General features: G+C 54.8%; 13 protein-coding genes. 4 read left to right on the plus strand and 9 right to left on the minus strand.

The genetic code is table 11. From position 1 onward, the window contains the following. Positions 1–5 precede the first annotated feature (5 nt). The 8 genes from ACOBR2_RS15045 to ACOBR2_RS15080 form a co-directional block, all read right to left on the minus strand. The gene (locus ACOBR2_RS15045) at positions 6–3,236 is read right to left on the minus strand and encodes a TonB-dependent receptor domain-containing protein (RefSeq protein ID WP_420236935.1); all 3,231 of its coding nucleotides are present in this window, start codon (positions 3,234–3,236) and stop codon (positions 6–8) included. A 272-nt stretch (positions 3,237–3,508) separates the two neighbouring features. Next, positions 3,509–4,711 carry an ISL3 family transposase gene (locus tag ACOBR2_RS15050; RefSeq protein WP_420236936.1) on the minus strand — a complete coding sequence of 401 codons (1,203 nt, stop codon included), beginning with the start codon at positions 4,709–4,711 and terminating at the stop codon, positions 3,509–3,511. A 137-nt stretch (positions 4,712–4,848) separates the two neighbouring features. After that, positions 4,849–6,018: an IS4 family transposase gene (locus ACOBR2_RS15055; RefSeq protein WP_420236937.1), complete on the minus strand. Its 1,170-nt coding sequence runs from the start codon at positions 6,016–6,018 to the stop codon at positions 4,849–4,851. 149 nt (positions 6,019–6,167) lie between these two features. Beyond that, on the minus strand, positions 6,168–6,386 hold the full coding sequence (locus ACOBR2_RS15060) for a hypothetical protein (protein ID WP_420236938.1): 219 nt from the start codon (positions 6,384–6,386) through the stop codon (positions 6,168–6,170). A 57-nt stretch (positions 6,387–6,443) separates the two neighbouring features. Continuing rightward, positions 6,444–6,716 carry a cupin domain-containing protein gene (locus ACOBR2_RS15065; protein ID WP_420236939.1) on the minus strand — a complete coding sequence of 91 codons (273 nt, stop codon included), beginning with the start codon at positions 6,714–6,716 and terminating at the stop codon, positions 6,444–6,446. A gap of 158 nt (positions 6,717–6,874) precedes the next feature. Further along, entirely contained in the window at positions 6,875–7,201 is a 327-nt protein-coding gene (locus ACOBR2_RS15070; protein ID WP_420236940.1) for a tautomerase family protein, read from the minus strand. Positions 7,202–7,273: 72 nt separating this feature from the next. Next, the gene (locus ACOBR2_RS15075; RefSeq protein ID WP_420236941.1) at positions 7,274–8,599 is read right to left on the minus strand and encodes a serine hydrolase; all 1,326 of its coding nucleotides are present in this window, start codon (positions 8,597–8,599) and stop codon (positions 7,274–7,276) included. Between the two features lie 147 nt (positions 8,600–8,746). After that, positions 8,747–8,944 (minus strand): carboxypeptidase-like regulatory domain-containing protein, encoded by a 198-nt coding sequence (locus ACOBR2_RS15080; RefSeq protein WP_420240019.1) that lies wholly within the window; start codon positions 8,942–8,944, stop codon positions 8,747–8,749. Positions 8,945–9,542: 598 nt separating this feature from the next. On the opposite strand from ACOBR2_RS15080, the gene ACOBR2_RS15085 reads away from it, so the two are divergent. Next, the gene (locus tag ACOBR2_RS15085) at positions 9,543–10,760 is read left to right on the plus strand and encodes an asparagine synthase-related protein (RefSeq protein WP_420236942.1); all 1,218 of its coding nucleotides are present in this window, start codon (positions 9,543–9,545) and stop codon (positions 10,758–10,760) included. Positions 10,761–10,869: 109 nt separating this feature from the next. On the opposite strand, the gene ACOBR2_RS15090 is transcribed toward ACOBR2_RS15085, so the two are convergent. After that, positions 10,870–13,761, minus strand: coding sequence for a PIG-L family deacetylase (locus ACOBR2_RS15090; protein WP_420236943.1), 2,892 nt, complete (start codon positions 13,759–13,761; stop codon positions 10,870–10,872). Positions 13,762–14,087: 326 nt separating this feature from the next. Between ACOBR2_RS15090 and ACOBR2_RS15095 the strand changes: the two genes are divergently transcribed. The 3 genes from ACOBR2_RS15095 to argH all read left to right on the plus strand — a co-directional run bounded on the left by ACOBR2_RS15095 (position 14,088) and on the right by argH (position 20,019). After that, positions 14,088–15,248: an ROK family transcriptional regulator gene (locus ACOBR2_RS15095; RefSeq protein ID WP_420236944.1), complete on the plus strand. Its 1,161-nt coding sequence runs from the start codon at positions 14,088–14,090 to the stop codon at positions 15,246–15,248. 315 nt (positions 15,249–15,563) lie between these two features. Further along, positions 15,564–18,461 (plus strand): carboxypeptidase regulatory-like domain-containing protein, encoded by a 2,898-nt coding sequence (locus ACOBR2_RS15100; RefSeq protein ID WP_420236945.1) that lies wholly within the window; start codon positions 15,564–15,566, stop codon positions 18,459–18,461. A gap of 76 nt (positions 18,462–18,537) precedes the next feature. Beyond that, a complete protein-coding gene (gene argH / locus ACOBR2_RS15105; RefSeq protein WP_420236946.1) occupies positions 18,538–20,019 on the plus strand; it encodes an argininosuccinate lyase in 1,482 nt (493 codons plus the stop codon). The last annotated feature ends 81 nt before the right edge of the window (positions 20,020–20,100 follow it).

The following is a 20,100-nucleotide window of genomic DNA, read 5'->3' on the forward strand; positions in this document are numbered from 1 at the left end:
ACAGATCAGAAGGTCAGCCGCAAACCAAGCTGAACATTGAATGGTTCGCCGGGTCCGATACCGGGTGCTTCTTCGCTTGATCCTATAGTCGAGCTGATCGTGCCAAAGCCATTCGCTTCTGTGGAGTAGTCAATGGAGGGAAATCCAAGATTGGTCCGATTGAAGACATTGAACAGCTCCGCTCTAAACTGTCCCTTGATTCTTTCTGTAAAATTCACGCTCTTGAAAACAGACAGATCCACATCGCTATACCCAGGCCCCACCAGCTGATTACGGCGTTCGTTTCCATAAGTACCAGTTGTGGGAAGGCTGAATGCATTCGTATTAAACCACTGGACCTGATTATTGACGATCTTGTGACTGATCCCCGCAGTTGGGTTTCCAACGATGTTGACAAACTGCGAATAGTCTCCTGTGCCTGTTGTATCCAAGTATCCAGCAACAATGGTAAACGGGTTTCCGGAGCGAACGCTGATTGCACTGTCAAGTGACCAACCACCGCTAAGCCACCCTGGCAAAGCCGCTAATTTCGGTACAACATAGGATAGTTCCGCTGTAAGCGAATGCCGTTCATCCGTATCAGCATTGCCATAATTTGCCTTCAGATCAAGATTATTCTGTGGCCAGTCGGTGTTACTGTAAGATGCTGCATCATTATTCTGCGGAGCGCTGTCATTGTCCAGGTTATGCGACCACGTGTAAGCCAATTGCCCTGAGAATCCGTGCCAAATGGATGTCTTCAGAACAGCTTGCAGTGAGTTATAATTCGACGTTGCATCGGTTCCGAGTTGGTTGATGACGGTCACGTTCGGGAACTGGGCATAGTAAGGGCGCGTGGAATCCACCACTGTGCCTGTACTATTAGGTGCGGCAGGATTGATGTCCGCCATATCCGTCAAATGCCTGCCCTGCAGGCCAACATAGCCGAGCTGCACGATCGCCTTGCCGCCAATGGATTTTTCAACTTGCAGATGATAGGTATAGTCACGAGGAGTCTTGAATCGCTGACTGACTGCAAATACTGACGTGGAATTGTCCAGAATGGCATTGGCAAAGATAGGCTGTCCTGCAACAATGGTGGTCGCATTCTGTGCATATGTGTTTACAGGATCCTTGCCACCCGGATTTGCCTGAATTCCACTAGCGCCGCTGTTGGGGGAATTTGCCTGAACGAAAATGTCAAATGCTGGCGTGTCGTAGTAAATGCCAAATCCACCCCGCACCACGATTCCACTTTTCTCGCTCGGCTGATAGGAGAAGCCTACCCGAGGCGCAATATTCAGATAGTCACGCGGATACAGAGAATCAAGCCCACTGCCAAGAAAAACGACGCCACGGCCGGGGATAAATGTGGACAGATTTTTGTCCCCGTTATGCACCGGTGTTGTGTATTCATAGCGAACGCCGAAGTTCAACGTCAGATGCCGGTTAAGATGCCAGTTATCGTGAGCAAAAAAAGCGCCTGAATTGTAGTAGAGATTGCGGGTGGCTGTTCCGTAGGAGATTGACGAAGACGAGGAATACCCCGCTAGAAAATCAGCTAAGGCTGCCGTATTGGTGCTGATTGATGTATCTGCAGACCAAGGTCCGCTTTCGCCATTGAAGATCAGCGTACCAAGCGCATTGTTGTAATAGAACTCATTTGCCTGAGCATGACGAAATTCTCCGCCAAGTCGAATGGAGTGGTGCCCAATATCCCACGAGAGAGCATCTGTCACATGACCTGTAACGTCCACGCGACCGCCAATTCCATTTGGACCGATGGTATCGAAATTACCAATCTCAATCGTCGGAGATCCAGAGAAGGGGGATTCCGTATCAAAATATTGCTGCACATTCTGGTCGTGCTTGAAGTCGCGCGATTTCTGATTTGTGCTATCAGAACCCAATTGCAACTGGTTGGTTAGGCGAGGGCTCAGAATACTGTTCCAAATTACTGAATAGTTCTGAACGTGCATTGGGCCAGCATCGTAATACCATTTCAGATACGTACTGACAGGAACGACCTGCTGCCCTTCACCTGCATACCAGCTTGCTGAGAGATTATTGTTGTCGTTAATCTTCTGATCGACCTTAATGAAAAAATTGTGGCTGTAGCCGTACTCCAGATCGGGAGCAAAGTAGTTGCTCGCTGAATCGGAGGAAGCAGCCGTCAGCGCCGCCGAAGGCCACAGCGTATTGAGCGCCGTCGTTGCAGCTGAATTCTCTGCGACAGAGTACTGCTTTAAAAGACTCCTTGCATCCGCTTGGTAACCCGTTCCCGGCTCGGTACCATAGCTGCCTGGACTGATGGAAAAGGTCTGCTTTTCATACGAAAGGAAGAAGAAGGTTCGATTCCTCTTGATTGGACCACCTAATGAACCGCCCCAGTTCGTACTGCGGTTAGCAGGCTTCTTGTTGTCTTCTGGAAGGAATGGCGACGCAGCGGCTAGCGCTTCATTGCGGTTAAAGTAAAAGGCACTGCCGTGCAGGTCGTTCGTGCCTGACTTGGTGACGAGGTTGAGCGTTCCACCAGGGTTGCGTCCAGTCTCAGCACTTCCTACCGTCTGCAATGAGAATTCTTCAATCGCATCTATTGGGAAAAGAACGCCGGAAATTCCGGATTGTCCGTTCTGGTTTGCCGTTGCTTGATTGCGGAATGGATCGTTGTTGTCTGTACCATTAATCTGGTAGTTCACCTGCTGCACGCGTGTTCCATTGATCGCGCCCGTCAGTGAATTGTTACTGTAGCCAGCAAATCCAGGAACTAACGCTTCTGTCGCAATAAAACTGCGCCCGGCAATTGGTAAATCTTCAATAGCAGTTGTAGATAGATTCGTTGTCTGCGCCGCCGTTTCTGTATCCAGAGATATTGCAGCTGCAGAAACCTCGATGGTCTCATCACCATTGGCAAGTTGCAACTTCAGATTGAGCACATAGGCAGAGCCAGCCTCCACCTTGATGTTCTTGACTGCAACCTGCTTGAATCCAGCAGTAGTTACACTTAGCGTGTAATTTCCAAGAGGAAGGTCTTGAAATTGATACTGGCCTGCACTGGAAGTGCTCGATGCGTAATGCGCGCCTGTCGCTTGGCTCACAGCACTGATTTGAATGTTGGTGATTACGGCGTCAGAAGGGTCTGTCACGTTCCCGACAATGCTGCCGCGAAAAACTTGCGCGTTCAGCACTGGAATCCATGCCACTACCAAGAATGCAACCAGAATGGGTAAATAACGGAATCTTCGATCAATTGCCACGGGCTTATCCTCGCTGTCGGTTAGTCCTAGCCGCCGACTCTATGCAACTTCGAAGATGTGCCCGGTTCTTTCGCTAAAAGTAAAGGCCCACTCAATGTGTACATGGAGTGGGCCAAACGCGCTCAAAAGAAATCTTGTCAAGATTCCTTTTCGAACTGTGCTGCATACACTGCTGCGTCCCCACATGGCGTACCATTCGGGCAACAACAACAAGCATTGGCAGGCTTATTCATAAATTCGGCTCTTGACGAGAATGTGTAAAGGCCATCGTTTTACGCGGCTTTCTGAAAGGCGACGAGTTGGGTTCTTGTGGCGGCCAGCCGTTGCGCTTTCAGCAGCAGGTAGTTGAGATTGCGGTAGCCGCGTCCGCGTCGCAACAGCGCTTTGATGTTGCCGTTGACTGCTTCGACCACCCCCAGGGGAACCTTTGTTCTGCAGTAGTTCAGGATTCCCTCCAGATGGCGAAGCAGCATGTCGGCCAACTTCTCCATGGGCTTGAGCCGCTGCCAGCGCAACTGATCGATCCAGTTCTTCAGGTAGCGCAACATCGCGCCCTCATATCTGTAGCTCCACAGCCGATCCAGACTTTCCTTGAGCAGGTACGCCTTCATCACGCGCCGGTTCAGCGCAAACAGTTCGTTGAGTTGCTGTTTTTGGCGCGCGGTCAGATGCACCCAGCGCGTCAGCAGCAGCCAGCGCTTGCCCTTGACCAGTTCCCGCGCCGGCCCGCCCTTGCGGAAGAACTCCTGGCGGCGCACCTCATCCACAGCCGCTCCGGCGTGCTTCATGATGTGAAATTTGTCATAGATGATGCGGCAGTTGGGCAGCCACTCGGCGATGCTCTGCTTGAACGGTTCCCACATATCGACGCAGGCAGCCTGCACCGCGCCACGTTGAAAGGGGCTCAGTTGCTTGGCGAAGAACTCGTCGAGCGTTTCCTTCTTCCGCTCCGCGCCGAACCACAGAGGCTCGGCGGTCCCGAGGTTGCTCACCACGGTGATGAACTTTTGCTTTTTGCCCACAAAGATCTCGTCCACACCCATCTGCCGCAAGGCCGGCTTGCGCCGCGACTTTGCCCAACGCGCCAGATACCGCTGATCGATGGCCCGCACCGTGCTCGCCGCCAGACCAAACTGCCGCGCTACTCGGCTGGCTGCGGAGCTTTCGCAGGCTTGGCCTACCGCATCCTCGAAACGCTTGCTGAAGGGCGCTTTGCCAGGAAGCAGCGGCACCTTCTCCGCCTTGACGCCGCAGTCCAGGCAACGAACCCGGTACAGCTCGATCACCACCGTGGTCAGATACTCGAAGCACGGCAGATCGCGCACTTCCCGCTCATAGCTGGCTACCATTTCGCCTGTTGGCCTGCCGCAGCCGGAACAGACCAGCAACTTGTTGGCCCGCTTGCGCCGAACCCAAAGCTTCAGCCTTTTGCCAGGCTCGTCAATCTCATGCGGTAGACCTTGTAGCCCGGCCATCCCAATACCCGCGTCCAATCGTTGTCGCGCATCGGGAGGAGAATAGCCGATTCCACACCTCAAGCAAAACCCGCGAAAATCACGCTGCCTTACAGATTCCTGCGCAGAGCCATAAATTCAATCTCACTGGTGTCCGGTTAGATGTCGAATAGATTCAGTTGGTTAGAAAGAGTTACTTGGTCAGATCGGTAGAGATTTGGCTGAAGAGCGCTTGAAATCTCGGTTTTCTCGAAGATCGATACCGACAGAATCTGTAGACAAGTGTAGAGCGAGGCCTCTAGTTTCAGTTCCTTCTTGACGATGGCGATCAAGACATAGGTGGCGATGGCACACCAGACTTGGCTTCTCACGGCGTTCTCGCTAGTAGCCAGAAATCGCTTGATGCGCAGGTGCTGCTTGATCCATTTGAAGAACAACTCAACCTGCCAGCGGCTTTTGTAAAGCTCGGCGATAGTCAGTGCAGGCAATGCCGTGTTGTTGGTCAGAAAGACCAGTGTCTTGCCCGTCTCTGGGTCGTTGAAGCGAATGCGGCGTAGATGGTCCGGGTAATTCTCTGCCGAGTAGAAGCCATTGAGCATGATGCGCTGATCGCAAATGATCCCGCTGGCCCGGTCCACAGGGAACGAATACACGCGTCGCGCATCCATGTTCTCCTTGGCACGTGTGACGAAGAAGGCTCCCGCCCGGTGCATCGCGTACAGCCGCACGAAGTCCAGATAGCCCCGGTCCATGATGTAGAAACTGCCTGCCTCGACAAGAAGAATGTCGAGCACGTTGACATCATGCAGCTTGCCGTCGCTGATGTGAATGAACGCTGGAATCGCGCCGCGCAGGTCCAGCAGTGTATGAAGCTTGATGGCCGCCTTGGTGGATCGAAACGGCGCCCAGTCGAATAAGCTCAAGCATAAGTCGATGGTGGTGGAGTCCAGAGCGTAAACGCTTGCATCGAGTCCCAGCACCGAAGGATCTTCTGCGTACAGTGCCCTGGCATGAGAGATCAGCCGCAGGGCCAGTGCGTGGTAGATGCGCCAGTCGCGCAGGTTCAGCGCATCGGCCAGTGTGGAGCGGGCGGGCGGTGCCGCAATGCCCATGTGGAACAGCTTGGACTGGTTGGCCTCCAGGCACACCTCAATGTCGCGCAGTGACTCGCGCCAAGTGAGTTGAGAGAAAGCCATGACGCGAAACAAGTCGGCACAACCGAGCGTGCGTACTCCCGCATCGCCCTTGTGCCGTTCGATGATGCGCGCAAAGGTCTTCCACGGCACAAACTCCATCACCTGCGCAAACAGCGTCTTGCCCACGTTCATGCGGCACTCCCGGTCGTTGAATCCCGAAAGCATCGCAAATGACCCACGTGTAATTCAAATCGTGGACACCCTAAAATCGCTGTAAACCAAACTTGGCAATAAACTTGACGGCGACCCGGCTAAGTTAAACCGGACAGCAGTGATTCAATCTAACGAATAAGCCGAATATAGTCAATCTGCGAGAAACGGCACGGGGCAATCCGACGACACAACATATTTGTTTGCAGCAAGATAATGATTGTGACTGCAATCATGCATCGTTCACTCATAGACGTGACTCCCCCAGTTGCACATTTTTTCTTCTGCTCATGCTGTCGTGCATACATCACGCTCAACATTGCAAGGGTGCCTTCAAGATTGATTGTCATTGCCGTCTCCTTATGCCTTTGGATATCGGCTGGATGCTTTTGTGCAACCTGCTCCTGTCAGGTAGGAAGCATCTCGATCAGCGGCTGCTCTCCTTCAAGCAGATAGTAGGCTACAAACTTCATAGGCTCGGTGGCCGAAGCATTATCGAAACGCGCAATGACTGCTTCAGCTGGCTCGTAGAAGGTACTTCCTGTAGGCAGCGACTGCGGCAATCCTCCTTCCACTTCCATCACCGCTGCGCCCTCGACAATGTAGCCGACGACCGGGCAAGGATGTTTGTGGCGTCCGCCGGCCTGACCCGGCTTGAAGGTAATTTCGTAAGCTTCCACCGAGGTGATTGTTTTCCTGAGCGGTCTGCTCAAGAGTTCTTTTCGGAACACGTTGCTTTGCTCTTTCATCTTGGCCTTCAGAGAGTGCGCTGCGCGTTATTGAAGATCGCGTGGCTGCATACTTTACAGGTACAGGTTGTCTGCGAATAGCCTGTGGTTCAGTTTTCCGTCGGCAGTTTCATCCAACTGGGCGGGCTCAGAACGTACTGTGCCTCTCCTTTGCCGAAGGACCAATCGACGTGGGAATTCTCTGTGAGTGCGATCATGACATCGTCGGGAGCAATGCCTACAACCTTCCGCAGCCGCTCCGCAATCTGCGCGTAGAGCGCTTGCTTCTGTTCGACTTCCCGTCCTTTGCTGAGGAAAATCTGCACCAGCACGAATCGCTCTGTGCGCTGCATTCCCAAGTAGCCAGGATCGATGAACAACTCATCGGCGCCATGCGCCGTGACCACAATAAAGCATGGCGATGGGAATTGAGGCATGTATCACCGCTCTCGAGAAGAAATAGAAGGTCCCAGAATTGAGAGGATTCCCCGCCGCGTTATTGCCCAGTGTTACTGCTTTATTCCCATCTGCTCGACTCCGTTCTTATGTAGGATGATGTGGGTGACTTCGCCTCTTTCGTTTGTGAAGAATTTGATCTGAGAGTTGACGGCCTTATAGAAATATTCCGTCTCGGATTCTGCGTAAATTGGCAGATTGGGCGAATCGGTCGGGTTGTACTGGATGATGGACTGGGCTGAGAGCTGTCCGTGATCAAGAGTGATGTTGATCTTGAAGGTTCGATTCAGTCGGTAAGTTCCGACGTATTCTTGCAGGGTCTTAGAGGAGACAGTGATCTCTTTGCGTTCACTAGGCAGAACGACCTTTTCGCCGCGGGCGAGGGCGCCGATATTCTGAGCGATAGCACCGGGAGTTGATCCATCCACGTTGCCCAAGACAATAACCGTCAGCTTATCGTCGGGATGGTAAGTCATATTCGTCCGGAACCCCTTAGAGCCACCGTTATGCCAAATCACCTTGTGCCCGTTATCGATACGCACGATCAGGCCGCAGGCGTAGTTTTGCTCATTCACAGGAGTGGTCATCTTCTCAAGCGACGCAGACGAGAGCAGCCTGCCGCCAAAGAGTCCCTGCCCCCAGCGCAGAAGGTCGTGGGTGGTGGAATAGAGTGCGCCAGCAGCATATATGACGCTCATGTCAACATAGCTCGTGTTATCGAATCCGCGCGACGTAGGCTGGTAACCGGAGGCGCGACGCGGCAGGACCATTCCGGCAACGTCATATCCCGAATCCTTCATGCCCAACGGGTTAAAGATGTTTTGCTGCAGGAAGTCGGCGTAGCTCAGCCCGCTGACCTTCTCGATTAAAAAGCCAAGCAGCACATAGTTTGAGTTGCTGTAGCTGTAGTTCCACTGTTCAACAGACTGAAACTCAAGTGGTTTGTCGCGGAAGCGCACTATCAGTTCCTCGGGCGTGGCGGGTAGGGACTGGGTTGCGAGGTAGTCCGCAAAGTTGGTGTAGTTGGGAATACCCGAGGTCTGGGTAAGCAGGTGATGGATGGTGATCTTATCCCAGGCGGTTGGGGCATCGGGAAGGTACCTTTTGATCGGATCGACGGTCTCGAATTTGCCCCGGTCCTCAAGCAAGAGAACACAAGCAGCGGTGAACTGTTTGGTCATGGATCCTAAGCGAAATTTAGTTGCAGGAGAATTGGGGATCAGCCACTCTAGGTTGGCGTAGCCGTATCCTTGATCGAGCAGCGTTTCGCCATCTTGGTCGACCAGAATCGAGCCCATAAATTGTGGGCGATCCTTGTCGGCTTGATAAGATGCAATGACCTGCTGCATGCGCGGAACGGGATCTTTCTCCAATTTCATTCTTGTGCGCTCCTTTGAACGAGGCAATTCGTACTCTGGATGCTGGGCAGGATCGAGTCACGATAACCGCACATCTGTCGCGACACTGCTTAGTTTGAGTTGCTGGTCGACGGTTGCGTCAGTGTCTGCATCGAGAGGCACTCCGCCTCAGGTGATCGGGGCAAATCCATGGGCACTCGAAGCGGAGTGGGTATCGATGGGCAGGTTAGGTTCCAGATACACGCCGTCTCCATTGCTGGCGACTTGGCGAGTAAACCCAGCAGCTAGGTTTTTCACCGTGATGGTGATTTCTGCAATCGGAGCGCCCGACGGGTCGGTAATAGTGCCGCAGATGGAGCCGTTGATAGACTCCTAATGGCTGCGTCGCCAGATCCGGTGGGAGCGGGGAGCGAGTTAAGCACGAGCGATTGGAGTCAACAAAGCTGCAACATTAATTACGCCTTCGTAAAAAGACTTAGGAAGCACTTGGGCTTGAGGTTACGACAATCCGAATTGTATGTCAATCCAAAATTCATTTCTGGAGAGTCCGGCAACTTTCCCAAATCGGATGACGCGAGTAGGAGTTGGGATGGCGTAGGAAACGTTTTGGTTACCATCGTCGGCGTGCCTAAATATAGCGTGAGGTCATGGCTTGAACCTCAATTGGTCATGCGCAAAGCGAAAATCAACGTCATCCACAATGGACTGATAAGCTACATACCGTGAGGTCCTAATGCTCATTCAGAGAAAATGGTTAGACCCACCTGTCGATTGGGTGGATTCATCTCTGCAACCTGGATTGAGTCGCGAGGACATTGCTGTCCTGCTAGCGAGAGGGACGCCGCGCCGTTTCCGTAGTCTATTCTCAAACGTTCATCGGTTGCCACCGGGATATGCACTGGATCGGTCCGTAGATGGCAAGCCAGCTCCTGTTCGGAGATGGAGCGCCTTGCGGGGTGGCTCCATGTACCTTGGGTTAGGTTTGGAGGAGAGAGCGTCGCAATTACGCAAACTCATCTGGAATAGTGTTCGACACCATGCCGACGGGAAGAGAGTTGGGTTACTGCTGTCCGGAGGATTCGATTCAACGCTCCTGGCGACTTTGATGGCTCAAGAAGGTATCGATCTCCGGTGCTATACGGTGGAAGCTCCCGAACTCTATCCGAGCGAATGGAATGAAGCTCTGGGGACCGCCATCCGACTCCAGATTCCAATCAGAAAGATCATGGTCACTCTTCCCGACATGTTGAAGAGTACAACGATCCTGCGATCCTGCAAACGTACTCCGAATGTGTGTCTGACAACAGCCAATATACTCGCGGCATCACGAGCCGCATTGGAAGACCACTGCGATATTGTCATGCTGGGAACCGGAAGCGATGAGCTTTTCGGTCCAAGTACAAAAGAGGTGGAGACCATTTGGAGATTCGAGCACCGGGCGAGGTTGATTGGAGAAACTGCTGCCTGGTCACTTCTACTCGGTGACCAATCAACAGACAGAACCGAGTTGCTCTATAGAGGAAATATGACTCCGTTTACGGAGAAGCACATCCAAACGTTATTCCCGGATATGGATGTGGTTGCACTTCTTGAGGACGACATCGTCGAATTCTATCGAGAGTTGCACGCAGAAGCTCCGGATTTTCGATACGAGAGTCTCACGCTTCAACTCGAATTGGAAATGCGTTCCTCGGATGTACTCATGCATGAACTTGCCACAGCCGCTTATGCTCACGGTATGCCGATTGCGTTTCCATTCTATGACCAGGCCATTGCCGAGTTGGCAGCAGGTACCCCTTTGGGAGTTAAGGCCTATCGTGGATTCGAGGAGAATGGCTCATTCGACAAGAAGCCAGACGATTGGACAGGGGTCATCAATAAATATGTTCTTCGATATGCGTTCAAGGATCTTATCCCCGATAGCGTCAACAAGAGACCAAGACTGACAAACACATTGCCCTTCTCATGGTCGATGAGGGATGAAGACAAGAAGTTGATTTTCGAGTGCATTGAGGGAAGTTCAATTTGGGAGAGATTGGGAATGAACCGGAAGGCGCTGGCTACATTTACCGGAGAGAATCTCTGCAAAGGGGAATTCTGGATGATGCCACGCCGGTTCTTGTTGCTCTATCAACTCTCCATCTGGGAAGACTGCCCGTCTATCGATTTCGCCACGCATTGAGTGCGCTGGCGAATGTTTGTGTGCCGTCTTCCAGCCAAGCTGCGGTGGCATTATCGCCGAGCGCTTCGGTCCGTTCTTGTTGCGCTATGCTTTGGCAGGACAGGCCGACTTAACGAATCGGCCGTTCTGCTTTCTCGCAAAGACTCTTCGGTTTCGATCGCTGTGGGGTTTTGGATTGAAATGCTGGGTTGCGGCTGGCCGAGATCAAGTTGGCAATGATGCGAAATGCACCAGGCACGCCCTCCGGCATTTGGCGAAAGAACGCGTACGAGGTGTAAATATAGACACCTTTTCCGTAGTGGGACCAGAGCAAGCCGCCCCGTTGCGGGGCTTGGTCGGTATCATGCACCGCTGTCGGTGCGGCGAATTCTGAAGCCCATTCTGCAGCAAAGCCGTGACCGCGCTCTTCCACCCAATCCTGAAAATCCGCAGGGGTAATGCGGTTGGGCCAGGAGAGTAAAGGGTCGCTGCTATCGAGCTGAACCGCACTGTCTTCCTCCACAACGGTCTCGGCATTCCCGGGTACCGCCAGCGCGTAGGGACCATAATTGTGGTTGAACTCAGCGGCCTGGTACTGAACGACAAGGACGCCTCCGGCCTTTACATAGTCGAGTAGACGACTGTTGCTGGCGCGCAGATCTGTCCGCGTGGTGTAGGCGCGAATACCGATCAGGATCGCATCGTAAGCGGTTATGTCGCCCGCCGTTAGATCCTGCGCCGACAGTTGCGTTACCGGGATGCCAATCTGCTTCAATGCGTCTGCCACGGAGTCTCCCGGCCCCATGACGTATCCGACTCTCAGTTGCGAAGTGGTCTTCAGATCGACTGCCGTGGCGGTGTAGCTGGCTGGTCGCGCCTCTGGAGAGTGGCGCAGGCCTGGATACCCGAGAGTTGTGAAGCCCTCACTGTACTGTTTGCCGCTAGCTGTTGCGATAGCGGTTACTGTGAACTTCCTGGCCGTCAGATTGTGCAGGAACAGATGGAATCGGATCGGTTTCTCCTCGCCGGCGTGGGCAAGGTGAAAAGTGGCCGAGGCCGGTTCCGAACTCCATCCCTCGGGAAGCTGCAGTTGAAGAACGCCGTCAACGGCATTCGGCATATTGCTGTGTACCGCGGCCTCCAAATCGAGATTCCGCGAGCCTAGCGGAATGAGTCCATGGCGCGGTGCCAGCGTAACTGAGATGGCTGGAGCCACAACCAACGGTTCCAGCTCAGTTCCCAGCGCGTTGATGCGCTGCACCGACTGGACGACGGAATCGATGGAGGCTTCAACGCCTTCGAAGGCGATGGAAAGATGAGCGCTCAACGGGTAAGGCGCGGTGGGCAGGCCAAGGTCCTGGGGATGGCTTAGATCGTAGTAAGACTGCTCCAGGCTGGGTCGCGTGAAGTAGGGACGAGTGGGTTCAGCATCTACAGGCACAGTGCCGGAAAACACGGAATTGATTCCCTCGCCCGCCGCCAACTGAGCGGGCAGAGCGGACTGAGCCTTCAGGTCCCATTTGCCTTCGGCGGGTTGAAGCTGCGCCACCACAAGCTTTACTTCGCGGCTTCCCTGGTTCGCGATATGGAGATTCACGCGCAGATTCTGGCCGGGCACAACGCTCGGCGCCGTTGGCAGGATACTGAGCATTGGACCGCCTGGAAAAGCGGCTGGGCGTGGGGCGTCGGAATCGAGGGTGGCAACCAGCGAAATGCCGAGAGATTGGAGCAGTGCCAGATTGAACTGCTCCTCCTTGATGCCCAGCTCATGATCCATGTCGAAGCGCGCGTCGGCGGGCAGCGTGCTTGCCTGAAGATCCCGTCGCAACAGACGGGTGGTGGTCAGCCCCTCTGCCAGCGTGTCGGCGCACTTTTCCGGAACACTCGCGTCGAATTGTACGGTTGCGCTCTGCACGATTTGGTCTAGCTTCTCCAGTCGATTGCGCCACGGCGCGCGATCCTCAGCAGGCGCGTAGTCGGCGATGGCCGCGAGCGTGGTATCGATGCCGTCGAAAAAGCTTGTCTCCTGCAAGCTGGTTCCGGTAGCTGGCGTGGGCGTTACTAGCCGCGAAGCGTATAGATGGTAAGCCGAAGAGTACGGTCCTGCGGGCTGGATGCCGGCACCGATACCTTCGTCCTGCGATTTCTGCTGTGCAAGCCCTTCCTGGCCCAAGTCCAGGTAGCTGCGGCCGAAGAGTGGATTGTAGGTACCCTCGGGAACCGTTACCGTTGCGCTGGGCACTCCCTCGATCCACTCGCCAGTCACGTAGTTCTTGAACCGCAGCGGGGCATAGTGGCCTGTGGCGTAGTCGAAGATACCCTTCTCACTGATGTGCGCCACCGGAACGTGAGCATAGACCTTTAGCGGCGACCATGGCCTGAGCCCAGCGGCGATCTGATCTGGAAAAACCTGTGGGTCTCCGGCGAGCTTGTACGCCTCCTGGGCCATGAGGCCGGCTGTCTGGTGGTGGCCGTGGCCGTCGGAGACGCTGCCTGCAAAGACGCTGGTGACGACCAGAGGACGGCTGATGCGCACCTGCCTGACAACGTCGTAAAGGACGTGGTCGTGGCCCCATTTCTTCAGTGCTTCATCCAGCGACTTGGAAAATCCGAAGTCGGCCATGCTCGTAAAGCGTTGGCGGACTCCGTAGAAGTCGCCTGCGGCGAGCAGTTCCTGAGTGCGGATGAGTCCCAATTCATCCCAGTAGTCGCTCGTCATCAGATTCTGCCCCCCCTCGCCGCGGTTCAGGGTCAAAAGCGTCGTATCGACACCTGCACCACGGCTCTCGTAGGCAAGCATGCCCCCATCTTCGTCATCTGGATGGGCAACTACCATTATGAGACTCGATCGAGTCTTCAGCTTTTGCAAGCTTTGCCAAAGGCCAGCAGCGCCGCGATCAATGGTCAGCGAATACGCTGAAGGCAAGGGGCGATCTAGCGCAACAGGGGATTGGGCCAGAGATGAGGCTACCGTCAGAGACACTGCCAGGCTAAGCGCCGCAAGCTGCCGAGGATGTTTCATGGTTCAATCTCCATTGCGCAAATGCAGGTTTAACTGCGATTGTCGTTTGCTCTGCAAGCGTCTGATCTAGGGAATAACATTTTTGTTGCATCTTTGTAAAGGTTCTTTATAATCTTCGAAAGACCGGGAGATTTTACCGTCCCTTTTCATTTTACTTTTTTCAGGGTCCGACCCTCTTTTAGACCGAGTTGTGCGGTTGGGGACGAGTTCAGAGCTGAGCGCGGATTCTGGAAAGAGTGGCCAGAGCGCATCTTCGAGGAGAGCGATTGAGTCTGCGAATGACCAATTTGGCGAAAGGTATGGCGGCGCGCCCGTCAGATCTCCGCTTGCAGAACAGTCGCATTGTGCTTAAGTTGGTGCGCCAATACGCTACCTGCTCGAAAGCAGATCTAGCGCGCCGTTCCGGGCTGTCGGCGCCGACCGTGGCGGCTGCAATTACCGAACTTGCCGATCATGGATTTGTGGAGTATTTGGGCGAGGGACCATCCTCGGGCGGACGACGACCGGAGTTATTGCGTTTCTGCCCCACACATCGGATCGTGGCGGCGGTCGATATCGGCGGAACGCGTCTGCGCTTGATGCTTGCAGACCTGAACGGTGCTACCGTGGCCGAGCGCAAATGCCTTCTGGCACCCTCCGAAAAGGATCCGGCCGCAATTTGCAGGCAGATTCACGAACTGATTCTGGGTGCCTGCGCCGATGCCGTGATTAGTCCGGATAAGATCGTGCACCTGGCGGTTGGTGCGCCTGGAATCACCGATGTAAAGCGAGGCGTGGTGCTCTCGGCGCCTAACCTGACCGGCTGGACCGACGTTGCCCTGCAGCAGATGCTTGAACAGCTCTGCGGCATCCCAGCCACAATAGAGAATGACGTCAATCTGGCAGCCATTGGTGAGCACTGGCGCGGTGCAGCAGAAAATGTTGACCAGTTCATCTTCATCGCCATGGGAACCGGCATTGGAGCTGGAATCTATCTGAACGGCCAACTCCATCATGGCGCGCAGTGGAGCGCTGGCGAGATGGGCTACCTGCCGGCGTCCGGCATGGAACGAGAAATGCCGGACGCCGAAGCCCTGGGCCAACTAGAACGAACCATCGGTGGAGTCGGTATTGAGCGGAAGTGGCGCGAGCTACTGCTGCTAAGCGGCCAGGACGGTGACCGCGCCCTGATGGACCTGCCGGCCACGGGCATCTTTGACCGTGTAGGTGCGCAACAGGACCTCGAGGCCATTGCTGTTCTGAATTACACTGCGCGGCAGCTTGCTGATGCCATCGTCATCGCCATGCTGATCGTCAATCCCAGCCTGATTGTGCTGGGCGGCGGCATAGGTTCACACCCATGCTTGCAGCGGGAAACCGAGCGGCTGCTCGGCGAAGCACGTTTTTCCCTTCCGACGGTGCGAACCAGTACGCTCGGTTTGCACGCACAGCTCTATGGGGCTGTTGCATTGGCGTTGGAAGCGGTCGAGAACCAGCTCGTTTGTTGAAGGCCGACGGCCTTCATTGACTTCTCAGGGCTGATCGGCACGAGTAAATAGACGAAGCTGCTGGAGTTCCAGCTTCGATGAGAAGAAAAATTATCCCCAATTCCTGCAACCAAGTATCTGGCCGTAGCAAAACGGCGGTGAACGGTCGCTCCCATTCGGCATACTTTCAAAGCCGGAGACAAAGAGCGACGCGGACCGCCGTTCCGGTTTGAGACCAACCCATTTATAGGAGGCTGTATGATCCGCAGGTTAGTTTTTCCTCTTCTGCTTGCCACTTTCGCGGTTATCCTTTCGCCGACAGTTGAGAATACGGCCATGGCGCAATCCCAATCGATCAACGGCACCATTCGCGGTACGATCAGTGATGCCAGTGGCAATCCCATCGTCGGCGCCAAGGTAGTTGTGACCAACAAAGATACCGGCTATACGCGCACGCTCGTGACCAGCGAGGAAGGCGTTTATATTGCGCCCAATCTTCCACTCGGCCTTTACACAGTCGCTGCGTCCTCGGGGGCATTTGCTCCCTATACGCAAACCGGCATCAGCCTGAGCGCTGGCAACGATCTGACCGTCAACGCCGCTCTCAAAGTTGGTTCGGTCTCCACCGAAGTCAAGGTCACGGCCGACGCGTCAATTCTTGAAACCACGCAAACAGACCTGGGCCGCACCATTGCCGAGGTCGAAGTGCAGAACCAGCCGCTCACCTCGCGCAACCCCTACAACTTCATTCTCTTTCAGCCTGGTGTGAGTGGACATCCTAACAACGAAAATGGCATTCCCCGCACAGTCAATACCAATGGGCTGGTTGATCGTATCAACTACCAGCTTGATGGCGGGGTGGATACCGAGACCGACCGCTATGGTCTGCGCCTGTTCGCCATTTCCGACTCCTACGTGAAGGAAGTCGAAACCGTCTCGAACGCCTTCAATGCCGAGTTCGGAAACACTTCGGGGATCATCTACAACGTCATCACCCCGTCGGGGACCAACAATATTCACGGTGTAGGGCAATATCTCTGGCGTCCTGAAGCCGCCTCGGCGTGCCCCTCGCTGCAGAACTGCGCAGTCACCACCAAGCCCGACCTGCATGTGGACGATGTGGTGGGTTCGGTGGGCGGTCCGGCCGTCAAGAACCGCTTCTTTTATTACGCGGCCTACGAGCACTTGAAGCGCGCCAATCCACAGGCGCTCACCATCACTTCGGCTAACCAGACGCTGCTGGAAAACGACGGCATCTCCTCCTCGCTCTTCGAGACCGCGCCCCAGGTGCAGCGGGCGCAGTGGCTCGATACGCGCGGAGACTACAACATTAATGCCAAGAACTCCGTGTTCATCCGCTACAACTACTTCCGCAACACCTACCCATACAACACCAACGCCGGCGGTCTCTATGCGCTGGATGCGGCCAGCGACTTCCGCGACCGCGCTCACATCATTGCCGCGCAGTTGATTACCACCTTCTCGCCGACGCTGCTGAACGAGTTCCGAGGATCGTGGCCCTACCGCAATGAAGCGCACATCAACAGCGCCACCACTGGCGCTGGTCCCGTGGTCACCATCTCTGGCGTAGCCAACTTCGGTGGATCCAACGGAGTCGGCGATCGCTTTCAGGAGAAGGTTCCTTCGTTCTCCGATAACCTGACTTGGATCGTCGGCAAACACCAGTTCAAGTATGGCGTGACCTTTCAGCGCAACGACGACACGCAGCTTCAGGACATCTACACGCAATATACCTTTGCGTCGATTGCCGAATGGCTGAGCGCCAAGAACGGCACCTCGCCCTATCTCTACTCCTCACTCGCCGCTTCCATCGGCCATCCCGGTGCGGGCTACCAATCCACCTTTTTTGGCTTCTTTGCACAGGATTCATGGAGGCTGCGCCGCAACCTGACCGCCAACTATGGCCTGCGCTATGACCAGTACCGTGCTCCCGCTGGCCTGCCCAACGCACCGCTCACCGACACACAGAGCTTCAATACGCCGCTTGGCGACTTCGCGCCGCGTCTTGGCCTCGCCTACAGTCCCACCAAAACAACCGTGGTTCGCCTTAGCGGCGGCATCTTCTACGCTGCCACTCCCACCAACGCCTGGTATACGCCGCTCTATAACAACGGCTTGGTTGGCACCGGCTCCTACATAGCCTCGGTCTCCGATAGCTATGGTTCTGGCCTGAACTACGGCTCCTCCAGCGCCACCGACATTGCCGCCATCGCTGCGGCCAACGCGAAGGCACAGGCCAGCGGATGCCTTACCACATTCCCTGCATCGCCTTCGGCCATCTCCACCTCCTGCATCGCCACCCAAAGCATCACCACCTTGAGCCACAACTTCAAGAACGAGTACACCTGGAACGGAAACCTGCAGGTGGCGCAGCAACTCGGCAACAACGATTCGCTCACCCTTGGCTATGTGCTCACCCTGGGGCGTAATTCGATCTACCTGCGCAACAGCAACCTCATCAATCCCACCGGCTACCTGGCCGATGGCCGCGCCATCTACTCCAGCACTCCATCGGCTACCACGCGCGCCAATCCCAACTTCAACAACATCACCACTGCCTATTCAGGCTCCAACTCCAGCTACAACGCGCTGGTTGCCTCCTACGAGCACCGCACATCCCTAGGACTCACCGTTGCCGCCAATTATGTTTGGAGCCACTCCATCTCCAACACGCCCGAGGGTTATTCCTATGAGTTCTCCGGCTCGGTTGAGGATCCTGACAACCCCAAACGCGACCGCGGCAACAGCGGCGTCAACCGTCCCAATTCCTTCACTTTGTCCACCACATACAGCCCCACGGTGCATTTTGAAAACAAGACGCTCAACAGTATTGTGAGCAACAACCTCTTCGCCGTTCTCGGCAACTTTGCCACAGGTGACGAACAGACCATCACTACCAGCACCCATCTGAACGGTGACAGCACATCGACAAGCCGCCCACTCAACGTCGGCCGCAATACAGTCCGCGCCCCCAATGTGGCTCAACTCGATTTGCGCTACACACGCCAGGTGACCACACTATGGAATCGCATTAAACCATCGATCTTCATTGAGGCCAACAACCTTCCCAACCACATCAACGCAGTGACCATCAACACTGCCGCGACTACAAATTCTGCAGGTGTCATCACCAAAGCGCCAACTCTGGCACCCACGGGAGCATCGCCACTGGAGGCACGAATCCTGCAGTTCGGCGCAAAGTTCGATTTCTAACTCCCACCTCGCGCCCAGTTGGCTTATTCGCTGCTGGGCGCATTTGTTTGATAGGCTCAATGGCAGAGGCCATCTCATGGATTCCTGTTCCAAGTTTCCTGCCCCTGTCTATCGTGATGCGGTTCTCTCGCCTATTTTTGAAGATGCCAAGCGTCTCTTTCTTGGTCCCATGCTGGAGATTGATCGCGCCCATCTGGTGATGCTGGCCGAGGCTGGCATCAACTCTGCTACCGTTACCGCCGCCTGCTTGAAGGCTCTCGACAGTTTGGATCGCAATGAACTGTTAAATACTGCCTATGATGGGACGGTCGAAGATCTATTTTTCCTCGTAGAAAGGAAATTGAGTGATCTCTGCGGCGCAGAATATGCCGGTCGTGTTCACACCGCCCGCTCGCGCAATGATCTAGACCTCACCATTTACCGAATGGTCCTTCGGAACAATCTTCTTTCTATCCACGAAGCATCTCTCAATCTGCGTTCACGCCTACTCTCCTTGGCAAATCGCTTCCGTACGGATGCGATCCCCGCATACACGCACAACCAGCCCGCGCAGCCAACCACACTCGGTCATTATCTGATGGCCCATGTCGAGGTCTTTGAGCGTGACGCTGCCAGAGTCCACGATGCCTGGCCGCGGCTGAATCTCTCTCCGTTTGGAGCTTGCGCCATCACTACCACAGGCTTCCCGATCAACCGTGCTCGCACCGCTGCGTTACTTGGGTTCGATGGCCTCCAAACCAACTCCTACGGCGCTATCGCCAGCATCGACTACTTGACCGAGAGCTGTGCCTTGCTGGTAACTTCCATGCTCAATGTCGGTCGCCTCGCGCAGGATCTGCTTCTTTATTCAACTGCAGAATTCGACTACCTTAAGCTTTCCGATGGCTATGTGCAAATTTCCAGCATTATGCCGCAGAAGCGCAACCCAGTTCCTCTCGAACATGTGCGCATCCTTGCCTCGCGTGCCATGACGGAAGCACAGGCCGTTCTCAGTAGCCTGCATAACACCCCCTTTGCTGACATGAATGACAGCGGGGACCCTCTACTGGCTCTAGTAGACGTTGCATTTACGGATGCCTGCCGTGCCCAGAAACTGCTGGATGGAGTTCTATCCGAGGCATCCTTCAACACCGCCAGGATGCGCGAACGTGCCCAGGGCAGCTTTCTGACCGTAACAGAACTAGCTGATACGCTGGTGCGCACTGTGGAAATCTCTTTCCACCAAGCCCATGCTATCGTCTCACAGGCCGTTGCAAATGCGCAGGGCATCTTCGATCACAAGCAAATGGTAGAAACGGTTCTTCAGGCACTCGCTGCTGCCGGGGTTCCCGATCCACCCGAAAGCCTGCTGATGGAGGCGCTTGATGTTGATCATTTCATCCAGATTCGCTCGGTTCCCGGAGGCCCAGCGCTGGCCGCAATTGAGCCAGAGATTGAACGTGCTCAAAAGCAACTCGAAACAGATCATGTCTGGCTACACGACAGGCTCCTGCAGCTGAACATCGCTTCAGCGGAGTTATTGAAAACCGCCTCTCAATGGAAATCTGCCTCTCAATAAGAAACATTTTGGCGAAGAATAAGCTATTGAAATTAATCCAAATGGAGGTTTTAACCCTCTGACCACCTTGACGCTGGCAGT

Origin of the sequence: Telmatobacter bradus, from assembly GCF_048629425.1 — a bacterium.
Lineage (GTDB): Bacteria > Acidobacteriota > Terriglobia > Terriglobales > Acidobacteriaceae > Telmatobacter > Telmatobacter bradus.